The organism is Methanobrevibacter sp. (genome assembly GCF_045636185.1).
Taxonomy (GTDB): Archaea; Methanobacteriota; Methanobacteria; order Methanobacteriales; family Methanobacteriaceae; genus Methanocatella.
The window spans coordinates 1-19,376 of record NZ_JAZTXC010000007.1; the positions used below are offsets into that span (position 1 = coordinate 1).

At 34.0% G+C, this 19,376-nt stretch carries 9 protein-coding genes; 1 reads left to right on the forward strand and 8 read right to left on the reverse strand.

What is annotated here, in order from left to right; genetic code table 11:
- The coding region (locus ACKI3Q_RS00625) for a reverse transcriptase domain-containing protein (protein WP_407413281.1) at positions 1 to 861 on the forward strand (861 nt) is incomplete at its 5' end.
- A 228-nt stretch (positions 862 to 1,089) separates the two neighbouring features.
- On the opposite strand, the gene ACKI3Q_RS00630 is transcribed toward ACKI3Q_RS00625, so the two are convergent.
- The 8 genes from ACKI3Q_RS00630 to ACKI3Q_RS00665 all read right to left on the reverse strand — a co-directional run.
- Entirely contained in the window at positions 1,090 to 1,413 is a 324-nt protein-coding gene (locus ACKI3Q_RS00630) for a hypothetical protein (RefSeq protein ID WP_407413283.1), read from the reverse strand.
- 143 nt (positions 1,414 to 1,556) lie between these two features.
- Positions 1,557 to 5,591 (reverse strand): hypothetical protein, encoded by a 4,035-nt coding sequence (locus tag ACKI3Q_RS00635; protein WP_407413285.1) that lies wholly within the window; start codon positions 5,589 to 5,591, stop codon positions 1,557 to 1,559.
- A gap of 479 nt (positions 5,592 to 6,070) precedes the next feature.
- Positions 6,071 to 9,115, reverse strand: coding sequence for a hypothetical protein (locus ACKI3Q_RS00640; RefSeq protein ID WP_407413287.1), 3,045 nt, complete (start codon positions 9,113 to 9,115; stop codon positions 6,071 to 6,073).
- Positions 9,103 to 10,503, reverse strand: a complete 1,401-nt coding sequence (locus ACKI3Q_RS00645; RefSeq protein WP_407413289.1) for a hypothetical protein — start codon at positions 10,501 to 10,503, stop codon at positions 9,103 to 9,105. Before ACKI3Q_RS00645 ends, ACKI3Q_RS00640 begins: the two co-directional genes overlap by 13 nt.
- Positions 10,504 to 11,174: 671 nt before the next feature.
- Positions 11,175 to 12,680, reverse strand: a complete 1,506-nt coding sequence (locus ACKI3Q_RS00650) for a Mur ligase family protein (protein ID WP_407413291.1) — start codon at positions 12,678 to 12,680, stop codon at positions 11,175 to 11,177.
- Positions 12,673 to 14,058 (reverse strand): Mur ligase family protein, encoded by a 1,386-nt coding sequence (locus ACKI3Q_RS00655; protein ID WP_407413293.1) that lies wholly within the window; start codon positions 14,056 to 14,058, stop codon positions 12,673 to 12,675. Before ACKI3Q_RS00655 ends, ACKI3Q_RS00650 begins: the two co-directional genes overlap by 8 nt.
- Before the next feature lie 233 nt (positions 14,059 to 14,291).
- The gene (locus tag ACKI3Q_RS00660; RefSeq protein WP_407413295.1) at positions 14,292 to 14,834 is read right to left on the reverse strand and encodes a TIGR00730 family Rossman fold protein; all 543 of its coding nucleotides are present in this window, start codon (positions 14,832 to 14,834) and stop codon (positions 14,292 to 14,294) included.
- Between the two features lie 134 nt (positions 14,835 to 14,968).
- Positions 14,969 to 19,376: Ig-like domain repeat protein (locus ACKI3Q_RS00665; protein ID WP_407413297.1), on the reverse strand; the 4,408-nt coding region annotated here is incomplete at its 5' end.

Here is a 19,376-nt window from a genome sequence, read left to right on the forward strand (position 1 = left end):
TTTCCGTTGATTAAACTGGTGGAAAGATACTTAAAAGCAGGATACGTAGTCAATGGTGTGTTTAATAAAACTACAAGTGGTACTCCTCAAGGAGGATTACTTTCACCTTTATTGGCAAATATTGCATTAACTGGACTTGAAGACTATTTAAATATTTCTTACAAGAAAAGAACTCAAATACGAAATGGTGAAACCAAAGAATTCCATGAAACCAAAGGAAAATATCGTGTTACTCGATACGCCGATGATTTCGTTATTTTCGCAAGAACTAGAGAAGACATAGAAAAAGTACCTGAAATTCTCGAAAATTACCTTTCCGAGAGAGGGTTGGTACTTGCAGAAGATAAAACTAGAATTACACACATTTCTGAAGGATTTGATTTTCTAGGATTCAATTTCAGACAATACAAAACAAATAACGGATTAAAATGTTTAATTAAACCATCGAAAGACAGTATCAAGAACTTTAAAGCCAAAGTATCGGAAAGAGTTAAATGGCATCACGGAGACAACGTTGATAAGCTAATTGACTCTTTAAACCCTCTGATAATTGGCACTGCCAATTACTGGAAGCCAACTGTTGCTAAAAAGATATTTTCTGATATGGATAACTATATATGGAACAAAATATATAAGTTTTTGCGCCGTCTACACCCAAATAAAGGTTGGAAATGGATTAAAAGAAAATATTTCCCAGAATACGATGACGGATATCATCGTGGAAAATGGATATTAACTGGCCCTAAAGAAGAGAATCATTTAATTAAAATGAGTTGGACTAAGATTAAGCGACATAAAATGATAATACACAATTATTCACCATATGATAAAAGTAAAGAGGATTATTTCATGAATCGATGAAATATCATTATTGAACTTTCGGATAAAGTTCTGCTCGAGCCGTATGTTCGGTAACGGACACGTACGGTTCCAAAGAGGGTGCGGACGAGTAATCGTCCAATCCTATCTAACGCCCAAAAAAAGAAAATAAAAAAGTTGAGAAATAACCTCAACTTCTAACAGATACTTTGTTTACAAAACTTACACTATTAATACATTGGTAGGCTAATGTATTCATCAACCATTAGATTAGAGTTTAATTCCATTGCAGCCAATAGTGTATTGTTTCGTTTGCATATACAGTTTAGCAGTTGTCCTAGATTCGTTATAGATATCGCTTACACTAGATAATCTGGCAGAAATCTTAAAGACACCAGAAGCTAAAGTACTGATGTTTAACGATAACTGACCGTTTTCATCTGCCTTAGCAGTTTTAGTTAAATCGCCGACAGCAATTTTGACGTTAACATCACTAACGCGATTATTGTAACTGTCTTTTAATGTAGCAGCAACAAGACCAACAACAGCACCAATAGATGTAGCTTTTACTAATGATTCACTTTTAACATACACACAGCAATATTGGAAAAATTTCGGGAACATCTGATAAAGATATTGAATAAGATTGAAATTTCAATCCTATTTTATATGTTTTTTTAAAGATTCTATAGGTCCACATAATGGTCTTTCAAGATTAGCTAGACTACAGGATGTTTTCAGAACCCTATTCCAAATATTGTATCCATTATACCCTCTGTCATAGCGTCAGACTCACTAGCCACTTCAGATTCGACAGCAACTTCAAGTTCTTCAAGACCTGAACCTACATATCCTCCCATTAAACCTCCAACTGCTCCGGCTACAACAGAAATACCAATTACAGTTGCATAAACTTTCCAAACCTTAAGTTCAGGATCATAATTATTGGAAGTCATATACCAGGAAGTATAAGCGCCCATAGCAGCACCTGCAGCAACACCTGCAGCAACACCTGCAGCAATACCGGCAACAGGGTTTAAGGTACATATACCAACAACAAGACCGGTAACAGCACCAAACACAAAACCTGTCACAGCACCAATAACTGTAGCTTTTACTAATGATTCACTTTTAACATGCACATAGGTATATTCACCGGTGTCAGTAATATTCTCACCATTAATAACTTCAATGCCTTTATCTGAGCATATTACAGTAATTGAGCCATCACCCTCTTTTTCTTTAGCATCATCTACACTGCAAATATCAGGACCTTCTTTACTTGCATGGTTATTTTCAAATATGCAGTCTTCATATTCAAAGTATCCTGCATTAAAAACTGCACCACCACATTTAGCTGAGTTATTGTAGAAATAACAGTCTTTACAAATGACAGATCCCTGATTGAGTATTGCACCGCCAAAACCACGATTAAAATCATCATTGTTGTGGGCATTCTTAAATGAAACCTCTTCAAAAATACCCTTTCCGCCATCATTTTCAACATGACAATTGAAACCATCAATGATTAACTTAGTTGCGCTGAAGAAATCTTTTTCATCAATTGAAACCCATATTTTTTTCTCAGATCCTTTAGCAAGTGAAATACGTGAACTTTGACCGTTTACACGAATAACATCATAACCGCTTTTGTGGACTTTCCATGTTTCACCGGTCACTATGGATAATTTGCCTGTAAATGTAACATTTAAAGAAATATCAGCACCAGCAATATCAATATCTCTTCCAGATAAATATTTAACATCATCGGATTTCTTTAAATTAATAATATCATCATAATCGGCACCATTTTTAACGTATACATTTTTAATAACTGATATGGATTTATTATATCCAATGTTGGAATGTTTTAACAAGGAACTGAAAATATTATTCCATGCATATTTATTGTTATGGAAAGTTACATTGGCAAAATAATATTCGTAGTTAATAAGATATTCGCCGTTATTTAATTTTCCATTAATAGTGAATAGGAAAGTATCATTACTGTAAACAAATGCATAATTTATATTTTCATTATACTTCAAAGCGCAATTATACATTATGGTTTTGTAAATTGATGAAACCAGATCAATTTTTTCACCAGCAATATTTTGATAAACGCCGTAATGTAAATAATCCGCATTAATGCCTGATAACTCTCCGTGAATAACAGGAACCTTATTATTGGCTATACAATGTGAAATATTACAAGTATGTTTACAATCAGTATAAATTGCTTCACAAGTCAATTTTGAAGAGGAATCTCTAAATACAGTATTAATAATTGTGTTATTTTCTCCTGGGACGTATACTGCACCACCAACACCACTGGCAGTGTTATTTATAAATATACAGTAATCAATTAAACCATTACTTCCCATCCAAGTAACAGCACCGCCGTTAACTGCACTATTGCATGCAAAAGTACAGCCTGAAAGAACACCATTATTACCAATCCAGGAAATAATACTTTCTCCAGAATCATAAGTAATATTTTTCAATTTGGAAGTTGATATAACCTTAATTTTATTGCATGCAGCATTAATGAAATTTAAATTACAAATCCTAACATTATTTCCTTTCACTTTAAATACTGCAGAATGATTCATTGCATCAATAACATGGCCGTTACCATTAATAGTAACATTATCATTATTAATTATCATAGTATAATCATTAACTCCATAATAATCCCTGGTTAAACTGAGTGTATCTCCAGGTTTAAGACGGTTAATTTCAGAAGCTAAATCAGCAAAATTACCTGCATTACTCATAGTAACATGTAAATTCAATGATTTTTCATCAAGGATAGGAATAACATTATCAAATGAACAGGATAATACATTACAGTTTTCATCTCCCCATGAAAGATAAACTGCTTCATATCCTAAATTACCCTTACAGTTTTCAAAAATTGATTTGATAATTTTATTATTAATGCCGCCCATATAGATTGCACCGCCAAAATCGGCAGAATTAGCTATAAAAATACACTTAGTGATTAAAGCATTATTTCCCATCCAGTTAACTGCACCACCATTAAGTGCAACATTTCCTGCAAAATTACATGATGAAAGAACACCTTCATTACCGCTCCAGGTAATCATGCTTTTACCATTCTGATTATTTAGAGCATTTATGAAGGTCAAGTTGGATATTTTAACATTATCCCCTGATACATTGATCATTACAGGTTTTTTCATTCCATCAATAACATAAGAATTACCGTTTACAGTTATATTGTCGATATTAATCATTACACTATCTTTATCACATTTTTCATTGAAATAATAATTTTTAGTTAAATTAATAACGTCTCCAGGGTGATGTTTATTGATTTCACGTGACAATTCATTGAAAGTTCCTACATCACCAGCCATATTTACTTCATTGAAATCAGTGAACAGTTTATTGATATTTAAAGGACATTTAACATTGATATTTAAGACACTATGAACTTTTTTGTCTTTTTCATCTTTAATATGGTTAATTAAATTGTTGTATTCAGCAGCGCTTTGAACGGTTATGTTCACCATCAAATTTTTCACATAATTACCTGCATGCAAATTCTCAAAAATATCATTTGCACAGCCTACTTTGTTAAACTGGTATTCACTAACAACAAATCCGTTAGGTAAGTTAGATGTGATACTGAAAACATAATCAAAATTATCATGACGGAAACTGCATGAAATGTGATCATTATAATCAAAGTTATTATTACAGAACATGGATTTATATAATAATGCATCCAGATTTATTGTATCATTTCCGATTGTTGTTGTAAAATTATTCTTTAAATACTTTAAATCAATAGCGTTTTCATCAATAATCGGGAACAAATTATCAAATGTACAGTCGGTTATAGTACAGTTTTTATAATTATGATCCATGAAAATAGCGTCACCGTAGGATATGGAAAAGGATTTTTTAAATACAGAATTTGCGATTGTGTTATTTGCACCGCCGATATAAATTGCACCGCCGGCAGTGTTTGCAAGATTGCCTGTAAATTTACAATTTCTGATTAAACCGTTATTTCCTTTCCATGTGAGAGCACCGCCTTTGTCAGTACGTCCATGATACACTGAATTTCCCTGAAAAGTACAGTCTGAAAGAACACCATTATTTCCAAACCAGCGAACAGGACTTGCACCAACCTCTCCAGCATGAAATTGAATTTTATTTGTACTTACAACTTCCCCGTTCCTAACTTCTCCAGAATAAATTGGATAAGGACTATACCTATTATTATAATTATAACCTGTACATGTTGTAGAAGGAGATTCATCCGGAATATACCTATTTACGTTATCATCATACATTGCATTCATAAAAGTTACATTGGTTATTTTAACGTTGTTTCCCATTACATTAAATATATTGGTCTTATGGGCTCCATTAATGATATGGCCATTTCCATTAATTGTTATATTATTTTTAGTTATTTTAATAACGTCATTGTCTTCAATAGAATATTTAACGCCGAATCCGTAGCTATAATCTTTAGTTAAATTAAATGTATCTCCATCTTTAAGACCAGAAATATCATTTTTCAAATCCTTGAAACTGCCAACGTTTTTGCCATTTGAAAGACTGGAAGGCTGGTCTAAATGAACATCATCCAGATGGGTTATGGCATTGTCTTCACCATAACTTCCATAATCATTGCCGCCAGCAGTAATATTGTCTGCTGCAGACACACATCCAATACCAACAAAAAGGATTAAAATCAAACATAATATTCCAATTAATTTTAACTCTTTCATATCATCACATCACATTTTGCATCTCTTCATCGATGAAAAGAATACATTTTTTATTTATGAATACTTTTTAAATTATCGGGTATATAAAGCTTTTTGAATGCAAGTACTTACTTGCATTAAAAAAATAGGTTAATATAAAAAATAAGAACTAAATACTGATAATCCAATGAAATTTAAATAAATAAAGAAAAATACAATCTAAAAAATAAACATAGGGGCCTGTTCAATAAGTGCCCAAAATTATTAACAAATAGTAATTGCATACTTTTTTCAGAAAAAGTATACCAATTTGATATGGAGTAGTGATACCTCCGGTGTATCCCCAAATGCACCTGAGGTACAATAGCAGTAAAAAAAATACCTACTCCAATCAATGATTTTTTTTATTATGCTTTTACCTCCGCCCCATCTGTCAAATTGGGCTTCATCGGATATTAGCAAATTCAGATATGAATGTTTAACTTTTTCAATCTCCCAAACTACATTAAAACACAATTATAAAGTATACCGACTGTTCCACTGGTGAGAACTCCCATTCCAGCAAGTGTTAATCCAAATTCTACCCAGGTATACTCACACAAAGGTATGAAGTCTACAAAGTAATCTACTCCCCATACTCCGCCGGCTAATCCTCCCATAGCTCCGGAGAAAGCACATCCAATCATCAAAGTCAACAATACTTTTGTCCTGTCCAGATTTACGTCATAGGTGTTGGAAATGATTATTGCAGCAGCTCCTGTACCTAAAGCTGCACCTACCAAAAGACCGACACCAATACCAATAGCAGGATTTGCTGTGAAGAAACCGACAACAGCACCCACAACAAAGCTTAATAGTGCAGCTCCAACTCCAATAAAAGTACTTTCAAGCATGTCCAAACCATCAGCAAAATAAACAATTCCCGTGTCTGATTTGATTTCTTTATCATTTATGATAACACGTCCGCCTTCACCAACACAGACATTGTCACCGTCACCGTATCCTTCGTTGCCTGCAAAGGTTGTGTTTACAAGAACCAGCAATCCCTGATTGAAGATTGCTCCACCATTTTTCGCATAATTGTTTGTAAAAGAACAGTTGATGCATGTAACCACTCCTACGTTGAGAATGGCTGCACCCCAATCCCTTTCGATTATGTAGTCCATCCTGTTGTTGTTGAAATGTACATTGACGAACATGCAGCTTCCACCCATATTTTCAATAACGGTATTGAATCCTTCAAGAGTTATATTGGATGCTCCAAATGTATCGCCCGGTTGTAATACTACCCATTTGTCTTCATTTCTGGCCTCATATGAACCTTTGATTTTTGATTGGCAGCCGTTAATATTAAGCATATCAAAAGGGGATGATTCAAAAGACCATGTTGAAGCACTGCTTATTACGCAGCTTTTGGTAAATACAACATTCAACGCATAACTTAAGGAATCTTTTGCCAAATATGAATGCTGTCTGTCAACTGATAAAATAGGGGATATCGGATCAAATACCTTTAATGAATGGAACTTGTTGTTCAGCGCATCCAAATAGCTGGCTGAATCATTGACATATATGGTTTTTGTCAGTGTAAATGTGTTTGAAAAATCTGATTTACGCAAAGCGAAAAAAACATCATCAAAGGAATTGTTGAAGATATTCTTGAATTGGAAATTTTTTATATATGTTATGTCATATTCGGCAAATTCCTTGACCATGGTGAATATAAAATCACCGCTTTCATTATAATAGTTGTAGGTGTAGTAGATGTTGTCATTATAATGAATTGCACCGCCTTTCACGAGTGAATTGTAAATCAATGGAACAATATCCACATCCTCATCAGCTATAAAAGCGTGATACTTTAAATCACCAATATTATATATGTCAACAGGAATATTGGCCCCATCAATAAATGGTGTTGATATTTTTTCATCAAAGAAAATGTTGTTTAAAGTCATATTTTTACGATTACGGTCAGCAAAGATTGCCTCACCGGTGACTGATGATGCGGAATTTACAAACAGACTGTTGCTGATTATATTGTCTCTGCCTGCCATATAAACTGATCCGGCAAATCTGGAGGTATCATTTATAAAAATATTATTTTCAATAACACCGCTGCTTCCGCTCCAGGTTACTGCTCCACCAACTTCAGCACTGTTATCAGTGAAGATACAATCCGTGAGAGCACCGTTGTTTCCGCTCCAGGTTACTGCTCCACCACTTTTCGCATCATTTCCTGCAAAGCTACATCCTGAAAGAACACCATTATAACCTCTCCAGTCAATAATACTTGGACATACATAATCTTCAGCTGTAAAGTCAAATGTCAAGTTATAAATTGTCACATTTTTACCTGTGATTATAAATACTGAATGTGCAGGATCTTGACCTAAGATTTTATGGCCGTTACCGTTTATTACTACATTATTTGCATCTATCACAGCACTTCCATCAAAAGTATGGAGATAAAAATCATGCTCCATATTAAAAACTTCACCATCCTTTAAAATTTTCATATAGTAAATCAAATCTGTGAAAAAAGATGGAACAAATGAATTTTCATTTTTAGTTTCAAATATTGCCTTACATCCATTTTCTAAATCAACATCTTTTCCACCTACAAAAGAGCTTTTGAAAGTACAGTTGTTCAGGTACAACAAGTTTGCAATGTTTTTTGGATTTGCAAAATAGATTGCTTCATAATGATAAGTTGTATATGACTCATTGAACAGGCAATCAGATATTCGGGTATTGGAACCGCTGATGTAGAGTGATCCACCGAAGTTGGCAGCATTATCATCAAAAATACAATTTTCAATTAAACCATCGTTTCCCTGCCAGTATATTGCGCCTCCATCAGTTCCTGTGTTGTCATAGAATACACAGTTTGAAATGATTCCGTTATCCCCATGCCATTCTATCGGACTTGTTAAATGAGTATAATCATCACCATATCTATTTAAAGGCGATACTCTATACTCAACATCGTATGCCCTGGAACCTATAATGTAGAGATTGATTATTCTTACATTGTTTCCGGTTATGTTGAATATAGCAAAGTATGTTTCGTCCCTGTTTGCATTTATTGTATGGCCGTTACCGTCGATTACCACATTGTCTGCATTGATGTTTATTATACGATTTTTTGACAGTTCATAATCGCAAAATTCAATGGTATAATCCTTTTGGATTTTATACGTGTCACCATCTTTTAAATTTTCAAGATCATCACGCAAGTCATTATATGTATCCGGAAATGATCCGGAATCCATTTCTTTTAATACGCCTGCAGTGTTTGCGGCCACATTATCAGTATTTGTCATGTTAAGTTGCTTTGCATCAATTGCGTTGACTCCAATATATGAACTTAAATTAGAATCGACGTTTATTTCTTCAACTGCTAAATCAATTTTAAAATCCTGTGCCTCTGCAATGGTATTATCAGCAGTATGATTCAAATCAGCTGCAAAAGCACCGGATACGCTTATAAAAAAGCATATACATACTATTAATAAAATCATTGATTTTTTTAGATTAAGCATCTTTCAGTTCCTCCATAAATTAATAAGACAGTGCATGCAGATTCATCAGCGGACAAATTAATTGGGGTTTGCCCATCTGATTTGCATACACTACCATTAAGCATTAAATAATCATTTTGATAAGAAACAGTAAAATCTGATGGAATACAATTATCTTCTTTGATGTTATTTGAAGCCAATGACTTTAGATAAAAAACAACTTGAAGGTCATTGTTAAAAAATATGGTCGGGTTAAAGGCGGTTTTTACATCAAAGTTCGGGCAATGGTTAGAAGTTAAGGTGTGGTTTTCAGCTAAGTTAACATTAGCTTTCATGATAATTATATCTGGATTTGTGAAGATATAATATTCAAGATTATAGTCTTTAATGTTCAGTTTTTGTGAATAAAAATCATTAATGCTGCAGTCAGACTGTTTGGAATCATAGAATGAATTTGAGCAAATTAAAGCAAAATCACCATTTAAGTCCAGGTCTGAATGTGCATTAAAACCTGCAAATTCCTTTTCATTTCCTGGCTGATTTTGAGTGCAGTTGAATGCTGTAACATTTATGAGATTTCTATTTTCAATTTCATCTTCATCCAAATCTCTGAATCTGAAGACTATCTCTTCATTTGCAGTACTGTTGATATGCTTATAAGCGGTATTGTAGGAATATGTCATATCATCCCCACAGTCTCCGGAAAGAATTACTTTTCCATTGCTTATGACCTCCACGTCATGATGACAATGATGAGTGCATTTACAGTCCCTGCAGCAGCACGGCTCGGATTTTTTTGTTAAATGTGAATCCCGGTGCATTACTTTTTTAAATGAATTGGGAGTATCTTTCCGCAATTGGCCGAAAATATCATTTTTAATGACATTTTCAATATTTAGTGCAATTAACTTTTGAAATCCCATTCGGTGTGTATGTGCACCTGCAATGCCTTTTTTGCAGAGTTTATGAGAATCATCCAAAGTTTTTGGATGGTGTTTTATTTTTTCAAAATTAGAACATATTTTATAATCTTGTCTTAAATCGGAAAATCCGTAATCAGACTTTTTATCTTTATTACCAAAATGAGTTTTTTCAATTAAGTGGTTATGATTTATTGGATGGCGATTATTCATAATCAGACAATAATAGGAAATCCCTGACATGTCAGATGTCTTTTGATTTGGAGTTTCACCTAACATTTCTCCAGTATTGCCGGAGGAAATGTTTTTTTCAATATTGATTTCTACTGCTCCGTCATCTAAAGCATTGACATCGCCAGTAGTTTGATTTTTTATTCCATCATCAATATCGGCTGCATGAATACATGATAGGCTGACAAACAGACATATGCATGCAATCAGCAAAAATAATGGTTTAATTTTACTAAATTTAAAGCTATCAATAAACATAACTACTTCACAATAATTATATTGGAAATTAGAATATATAAAGATTTTTATAAATGAACACTTGCATGCACTTTATTTCTTTAAAAAAATAATATTCGGCAAATATGTAAGTAAGTACTTGCATACATTATTTTTTTAATGATAACAAGTAATTTAAAAAGTTTTTTGTTAGGCATTAAATTGCATGAATTAAATGTATGCAAGAATTATATTAAAAAAATCTTTTAAAAAAAAGTGAAGTTAATAGCTGAAATGATTGAATTATGAGGATCTAATTATAGGTTTAAACAAATTGATTATGTGAATGAAAGTAAAATCAATCCCAATTAGCTGACTATGGTATTGAAATAGATATTGATAACCAAGTTGCTACTTTAAAAAAAGGAAATGTAAATCTTTTACTTTTGAATTTGAAGGAAAATTTGAAGAAGGATTCAATACTAGGAGATTTCATATGTATTAACTATAACCTTTGAAGAGGACGGGGTTACTACAAAATATCAATTCGACTATGATAGAAATTTTGATTTTAGTAGGGGAATTAGAATAGTGGACGGTAAATTCCGTGGTTTTATAATTGAATAATAATTTTAGTTAGTAACTATTAATAAAAGTAGTGAGAGCATTTGATTATTAACTCCTAAAAAAAGAAATTTTTACCTACTTTTTAACTATAATTCGTTTATGCAATATTTAAATTCAGTAGCAGCTTCCCCAATAGCTACTATTAAATCACAATCTGATTCAAGTGCTTTTTTTATTCCGTCCCTGACTTCATCATAGCTTGCACCTAAAGTTCCTTCTTTAACAAAATCATCGACTGAATCAAATAATATTCTATCACTTAAAGAAGAATCATCTGAAATAAGCTTCCTAGCCATCTTTTGTGATGCAACTGATGCGGGAACAACATACTTTGAAAATTCCAATGCACTATTGAATATCGCCAAATCACCAACATCACCAGATTCGGAAGATATTGTAATTACACATGTAAAATCACCGAATAAATTTTTAAATTGACTTAAAACAGTTTGAACACCAGCAGGATTATGTGCATAGTCAACATAAATTTCTTTAGAGTCGATTTCACCAATTTTCTCCATTCTTCCTTCAACGCCAGTGAAAGTGGATACTGATTCTAAAATTTTATCATAAGGCAGCTTCAGGAATTCATGGGCTGCAATGATAACTCCAATAATATTATAAACATTATGAAGTCCGTCAATTGCCATTTTAACTGTTAATTTCTCTGTTGGAGTATGCAAATCAAATTTACGATTTTTTAAGTCGATGTTTGTTGCAATATAATCTACCTGAGGAGTTGTAATACCGCATGGACAGAAATAATAACCGCAACCGGAAATAAGTTCCTTTACTTTGATTTCACGTCCGCAAACACATTCCTTTGGATTAATTCTTTCAAAGGTTCCGTCTACACCAAAGGTTATCAAATCACCTTCAAAATCATACTCCTTTAAAAGCCCCATTATTGTCGGGTCCTGTCCATTAACTATCAGTTGCTTTCCATTGAGTTCTTCAATAAATTCGCCTTTAACATGAGCATAATCCATAAAACTTCCCAAATCATTTAAATGATCAGGCGTTATGTTGGTAATTAAGCCAGAACAAATATCGGAATTTTCTACAGTTCTTCTGACAGTTCCAGGAACGCCAAATGTTCCCACTTCCAAAATAGCTACGTCACCATCAAGCCTTGACTGCAAAATCGGAATGTATTCGGCATTGCCCTGCATATTTTCCAGATTATGCTCTGCCGGCCGAATTCCATTATCATAGGCTATCTTTTTAAGTAGTGTAGTGGTAGTTGTCTTTCCGTTTGTTCCAGTTATTCCAAATACCGGTTTATCCGGACGAAACTCACGAATGACATCGTCCAGTTCAAATAATGAGTCCCCAATCCTTTGAAAGATAGCTGATTTTTTAGACAGACTTGCAGGAGGCACTATATAGTCTGCTCTCTCAAAAAATTCATCTGGAGTTTCACCATAATATAGCCCAATATCATAGCCATCTAATGATTTTGAAAATCTGCATTCTTCAGCAGGAGTCAAATCGGTTCCTATGACATCATAGCCTCTCTCTTTAAGCAATCTTGCAATCAGATTACCGTTAGCACCGCAAACTCCAATAACCCCGAATGTTTTTTTAGTCATACTTTTTACTTCCTTCGTCAAGTCCCTTCATGATTTTTTCAACTGTCGTTATTCTATCATATGCAATTAATGGACCCATATGCAGAATTATATCTCCAGGCTCGGAATATTTGAATGTTTCACATGCAGCAATCTCTATATTTTCAACGGCAACCTTATTGATTTTAGGATTGGTAATTGCATCCAATACCTCCTGAGCGGCTTCCATTTCCACTTCCTGAGTTACCTCATTAAATCCGCTTGCAATGACTGTTTTGATATCGTAGTTGCTTACAAGCTCACCGACTTCTGCCTTATCACGAACTGACAATGTATCAAAATGGTCCAAAAATAAAACAACATTTTCATCTTTAAAGTAATCAAGTGTTATTTTCATTCCATCATATAAAAATGCGGAGTCCAGAATAACTTTTCTCCCATTGTAATCACCTACATCCTCCATATGTGCAGGCAAGCCCTTAAATACAGTTAATGCATCAATTATATCAGATTCCTTAACTCCATATGTCAATGCAGCGGCACTTGCTGCAACGGAATTTTCAAAAAAGTAGCTCATCATGTAGAAGGGTGTAGTGAACTTGCCGTCTTTATATTCTATGGTCAAGGATTCATCACCAACGATGCCTTTAAAATCAACATCTTCATCCAAAGCATAATATAATGCATCGTTTCTTTGAGGATTTATTATATCAAAACAAGAGTGATTTGCGATAAATGTTTCGGACATACTTTCAAGGATTAGTTTTCTCTGTTGGTAAAGTTCAAGTGATCCTCCAAACTCAGATAAGTGGTCTTCTGCAATATTGGTCAAAAGTCCGATTTTAACATTTAACCTGTTTAAAAGGCCAATAGTACCATGAGGAAGTTCAAAAATAGCTATATCACAATCTTGGGCTTTTCCTTTAACAATTCCATCGATGATTGCTTCAGAAACCAAATTATTTACCAAAGAAGAGCAGGACCAGACATTATATCCTGCCTGCTTGAATAGGCTGGTTGTAATGAAGGTAGTGGTTGTCTTGCCCATAGTTCCTGTAATTCCAATGATATCAACGGGAATCAAGTCATTGACAATTTTGGAAAATTCTTCATTAGTTAAAACATCAACATCAGATTCTTTTATTAATTTGGCTATTGGAGCGGAATCAGGTAATGTAGGAGGCACATATACAGCTTCAATGCCATCCAAAGTAGGATTTTTATTGTCCAAATCCAGGACAACACCTTCCTTTTCCATCTCTATTAAACTTCTTTGAAATTCTATTTTAAACTCTGAAATATCCTTTAAATCTGTAACAATGACGCTATGGCCTAAATGATTAAGCAATCTTGCAACAGGCCTACTGGCATTTCCTGCACCAACAACTAAATAATTCATAAAAAACAATCCTTATAATTTATCTCATATAATAATATGATTTTATTTGATTAATAAGTTTTAACAAAAAAGAAAGATATTACAAGCATGTACCTTTTAATTTTGAAATCTGATATTATATGCCTACACTGAACTATCACAAAAAAAGAATAATAACATATAATATCGCATAATTTTTAACAAAAAACTTTGGACATGGAAAAATTTTAAAAAAAATGAAAAGGGAAGATTAATTAATCTTGTGGATTTTCCACATAATCCATTACTTCTTCAACAGTTTGTCTAACTTGGAAAAGTTCATTCATGTCTCTTTTAATAACACCTTCACCTACCATATACAAAAAAGTTTCATTCAGCTTATTATAAAAACCATGACAGTTAAAAACGACAATATTTTTATCATGCTGATTTAATGCTTTTAATGTAATGATTTCATAGAATTCATCTAAAGTGCCAATTCCACCAGGGCCTATTACAAAAACATCAGAATGTTCTAAAAAAAGATTTTTTCTTTCATCCATAGTTTTAGTATATATGAATTCAGTGCAACTATTTTTAAGAGGTTCGAATTCATTAATCCATGAAGGAGCTATTCCAAGAGCTTGACCACCATTATCCATTACGCCTTTAGAAACTGCACCCATCATTCCGTTAATTCCACCGCCAAAAACTAATTCATGACCTTTTTTAGCTATTTCTTGACCTAATTTATATCCTTCTTCTATATATTTAGATTTAAGTTCTTTACTTCCTGCACCATAAAAACAAATTCTCATATAATTCCCCCTTATTAATTAATTTTAATATGTAATTGATATTAATAATAATTTTCTAATGCAAAAATTTGATTATATCTAAAATTATAAGAATCAATACCACTTATGCAAATGATAAAATAAAAAAAAGAAGATTATTTTTTAAATCTTCTTACTTGTGTTACACAAAGTGCAATTAATATTAATAAGATTATAAGGATAGGATTTCCAGTTGGATAATCTGCCAGACTGATTCCTTCACTTACTGTTTCAGGAGGATAACTGTTATCATCGGTATGATTATCTACAGGATCATTACGATATACAATGATATCAGTTATTGTATCGTTGCCTTCGTATTTTCTATCACCTGAGTATACCACATCTACATCCCAATCCCCTTTAACCAATCCAGGAACCTCAAATATTGCAGTACCGTTTTCAATCACTTCAGTGTATCTCATGTTATTGACAGTGATTGTTATGGTACCTGTTGCATCCTGTGGAACTCTTACAATAACCTTTGCACGGTCACCTTCTTCGATTATGTCCCCTGAAGCCTTGATAGGAGTTTTGATTTTGTTTACAGTAAAACTAACAGTAGTTGTGCTTGGCAAGTATTTATGATCACCTTCATATGTTACTTTAGCTGTGTAAACACCGCATGGAAGCTCCGGAATTATCACATATGCAATGCCGTTGGTGACATTTGCATAGTATCCTACACCGTCAATGTCAACAAGTACTTTACCTGTTACATCATCCGGAAGAACTTTAGCAGTGATAATCTCATCATCTCCAACATGAATGTCTTGTGCTTTTGCAGTTATGGTTGTAGGACGTTTTATTACTTCAAATTGACCGGTTGTGTAGTTATCTCTGTATCTGTCATCCCCGCTGTATTTAACGGCAACTGTCTTATTACCAAATGCCAAACCGTCAACGTTGAATATAGCCTGACCATCTTTAACCGGAGCGGAATATTCTTTACCGTTGATTTCAATTGTAATTATGCCTGTTGCATCTTTTGGAACAGTTACCACAACAACTTCCGTATCGCCGACATAAATGTCATGTGCCGTAACACTTATCGGAGTGATGTATTTCGGAATGTCTACGGTTGCATTTTCGGTTGCAGGGTCATGAGTTTCATCACCGGAGTAGATTACAGTAATATTGTGTTTTCCAGGAGTGGCATTAGTTAAATTAATGACGGCAGTACCATTAATAACAGGTCCAGTATATGTCTGATTTTCAACTTCAATAGTAACATTACCAGTAGCATTGCCCGGAATGATGACTATTACAGTACCATTTCCTTGATCAATTATTTCCATATCGGTATTGCAACTGATTACTTTGAAAACTGTTGAATTGTAAGCATATGTGTATTTATTATCACCATTGTATCTTACGCTTACAACATATTCGCCCACAGGCAATCCTTCAATTACCAATTCACCATTACCTCCGCTGACAGCAACAATATATTTATCACCTTCTCGGTAGTATGCTCCCAATATGCCATCATTTAAATTGAAGACATATTCTTCACCATCAATTACAACAGTTACGTTTCCTGTAGCATCCGCAGGGACAAGCAATCTGATGACCTCATTTTCACCGACATAAATGTCATGTGCAATAGGAATTACAAATGGTTTAACCTTGTTTACATCAAATAATGAGACATTTGAACTTGGCAAGTACTTATCATCACCGACATAAGTCAAGTTAACGTTATATTTTCCGGATGGGATGTAAGGTATGTCAATTGACCCTTCTCCATTAGTTACATTGACATAGTAGTGTGATACACCATCAATGTCAATCAATACCTGACCGGTAGCATCAGTTGGAACTTTGACTTTAATGGTTACGTATTCACCGACAATAATGCTTTCAATTTCTGCACTTACTGTGGAATTATGTTTGTATACTGTAAAGCTTGCAGTTGTAAAGTTTGCAGTGTGGTTACTGTCACCCGCATAAGTTACAGCAACAGTTTTTACACCGGCAGTCAAGTTTTCAACTTCAAATCTTGCAACACCATTATCAATATCAGCAAAGTATTCTTTACCATCAATTTCAATTTTAACCTTACCGGTAGCATCAGCAGGAAGAGTTACTACCACAATTTCAGTATCTCCAACATAAATATCGCTGACATCAGCACTAATAGGAGTGACAGGAACAGGAACTAGAACAGGTTCGCGAATTGTTATGGTTGTATTGACGGTAGCATTAGTGTAGTTTTCATCGCCGGAGTAAATTACAGTAATGTTATGAGTACCGTTAGATACATTAGTTAAATCAATGACAGCAGTGCCGTTAATCACAGTAGCATTGAATGTCTGATTACCAACCTCAATAGTTACATTGCCTGTAGCATTTCCAGGAACAACGACAACAACAGTACCATTGCCTTGATCAATGACTTTAATATCATCAGTGGTTATCTTGTTGACAGCGAATTTAGTAGAGTTAATGCTTGACTCGTATTTTCTATCACCAGGATATTTAACATCAACCGTGTAGTTTCCAACTTTAAGACCAGGAACAACAAGAATTCCTTTACCATTAGCGACAGAGACATTATAATCTTTACCATCAACAGTAACAATCACATTGCCTGTAGCATCAGCAGGAACGTTAATCTCAATAATAGCCTTTTCACCAACAGTAATATTATCAGCTTCTGCAACAACAGTTGAAGGAACTTTAACTACTTTAAAGCTAGTGGAATTTTCAGCAGAGAGATATTTATCATCACCATAATACTTGACAGTTACATCGTATGAACCGGAATCCAAATTAGGAACTGATAATTGACCAACACCATTTGTAATATTAACAGCATAATCAACACCGCCAACATTGACAACAACAGGTCTTGCAACATCACTAGGAGCAGTGACATTAATTAAAACAACACCACCAACAGTAATATCATCAGTATTAACAGTAATTACAGGAGCATGTTTTTTAACTGTGAAATTAGCTGAAGTATGGTTTCCGGTGTAGTTATTGTCGCCGACATATAAGACATATACTGTTTTAACACCGGCAGTTAGGTTTTCAACTTCAAATCTTGCAACACCTTCATCAATATCAGCAAAGTACTCTTTACCGTCAATTTCAATCCTGACTTTGCCAACAGCATCAGCAGGAACAGTCACATTGATTCTAGCAACATCACCAACATACATGTCAACTACATCTACTTTAATTGGAGTAATAAGCTTAGGAATTGTAACAGTAGCATTAACAATTTCACTGGTGTGGTTTTCATCACCGGAATAAATCACAGTAATATTATTAACACCAGGAGTAACATTGGTTAAATTAACAACAGCAGTACCGTTAATCACAGTAGCATTAAATGTCTGATTACCAACCTCAATAGTCACATTACCAGTAGCATTGCCCGGAACAATAACAACAACAGTACCGTTACCTTGATCAATGACTATAATATCATCAGTAGTTATTTTATTAACAGCAAATTTAGTAGAGTTAACACTTTCTTCGTACTTTCTATCACCAGGATATTTAACATCAACCGTGTAGTTTCCAACTTTAAGACCAGGAACAACAAGAATTCCTTTACCATTAGCGACAGAGACATTATAATCTTTACCATCAACACGGACAGTCACATTACCCGTAGCATCAACAGGAACACTAATCTCAATAACAGCCTTTTCACCAACAGTAATATTATCAGCATGAGCAACAACAGTTGAAGGAACTTTAACTACTTTAAAGCTAGTGGAATTATTAGCTGGGAGATATTTATCATCACCTAGATATTTGACAGTTACATTATATGAACCGCCATCAAGACCAGGGACAGACAAGTGGCCAAGTCCATTTGTAATATTAACCGCATAATCAACACCGCCAACATTGACAACAACAGGTCTTGTAACATCATCAGGAGCAGTGACATTAATTAAAACAACATCACCAACAGTAATATCATCAGTATTAACAGTAATTACAAGATTATGTTTTTTAACAGTGAAATTAGCAGTTGTGAAGTTACCTGTGTAGTTATTGTCTCCAGCATAAGATACAGCAACAGTTTTTACACCGGCAGTTAGGTTTTCAACTTCAAATCTTGCAACACCTTCATCAATATCAGCAAAGTACTCCTTACCATTAATCTCAATTCTGACTTTGCCTGTAGCATCGACAGGGACAGTCACATTGATTCTAGCAACATCACCAACATAAATGTCAACAACATCAACACTAATCGGAGTAACAAGTTTAGGAATGGTTACAGTAGCATTTACAGTAGCGTTAGTATGGTTTCCATCACCTGAATAAATAACAGTAATGTTATGAGTACCAGGAGTAACATTAGTTAAATTAACAACAGCAGTACCGCTAATCACAGTAGCATTAAATGTCTGATTACCAACCACAATAGTCACATTACCAGTAGCATTGCCAGGAATTATAACAACAACAGTACCGTTACCTTGATCAATGACTATAATATCATCAGTAGTTATTAAGTCGGATCGTAGCCATGTCGTTCTGTGAGCCAAGGAG

What these genes read in the sequence shown, in the direction of transcription:
- ACKI3Q_RS00660 (WP_407413295.1), bottom strand. Translation starts at nt 14,834, where the DNA reads ATGAGAATTTGTTTTTATGGTGCAGGAAGTAAAGAACTTAAATCTAAA.
- ACKI3Q_RS00635 (WP_407413285.1), bottom strand. Translation starts at nt 5,591, where the DNA reads ATGAAAGAGTTAAAATTAATTGGAATATTATGTTTGATTTTAATCCTT.
- ACKI3Q_RS00655 (WP_407413293.1), bottom strand. Translation starts at nt 14,058, where the DNA reads ATGAATTATTTAGTTGTTGGTGCAGGAAATGCCAGTAGGCCTGTTGCA.
- ACKI3Q_RS00645 (WP_407413289.1), bottom strand. Translation starts at nt 10,503, where the DNA reads ATGTTTATTGATAGCTTTAAATTTAGTAAAATTAAACCATTATTTTTG.
- ACKI3Q_RS00640 (WP_407413287.1), bottom strand. Translation starts at nt 9,115, where the DNA reads ATGCTTAATCTAAAAAAATCAATGATTTTATTAATAGTATGTATATGC.
- ACKI3Q_RS00650 (WP_407413291.1), bottom strand. Translation starts at nt 12,680, where the DNA reads ATGACTAAAAAAACATTCGGGGTTATTGGAGTTTGCGGTGCTAACGGT.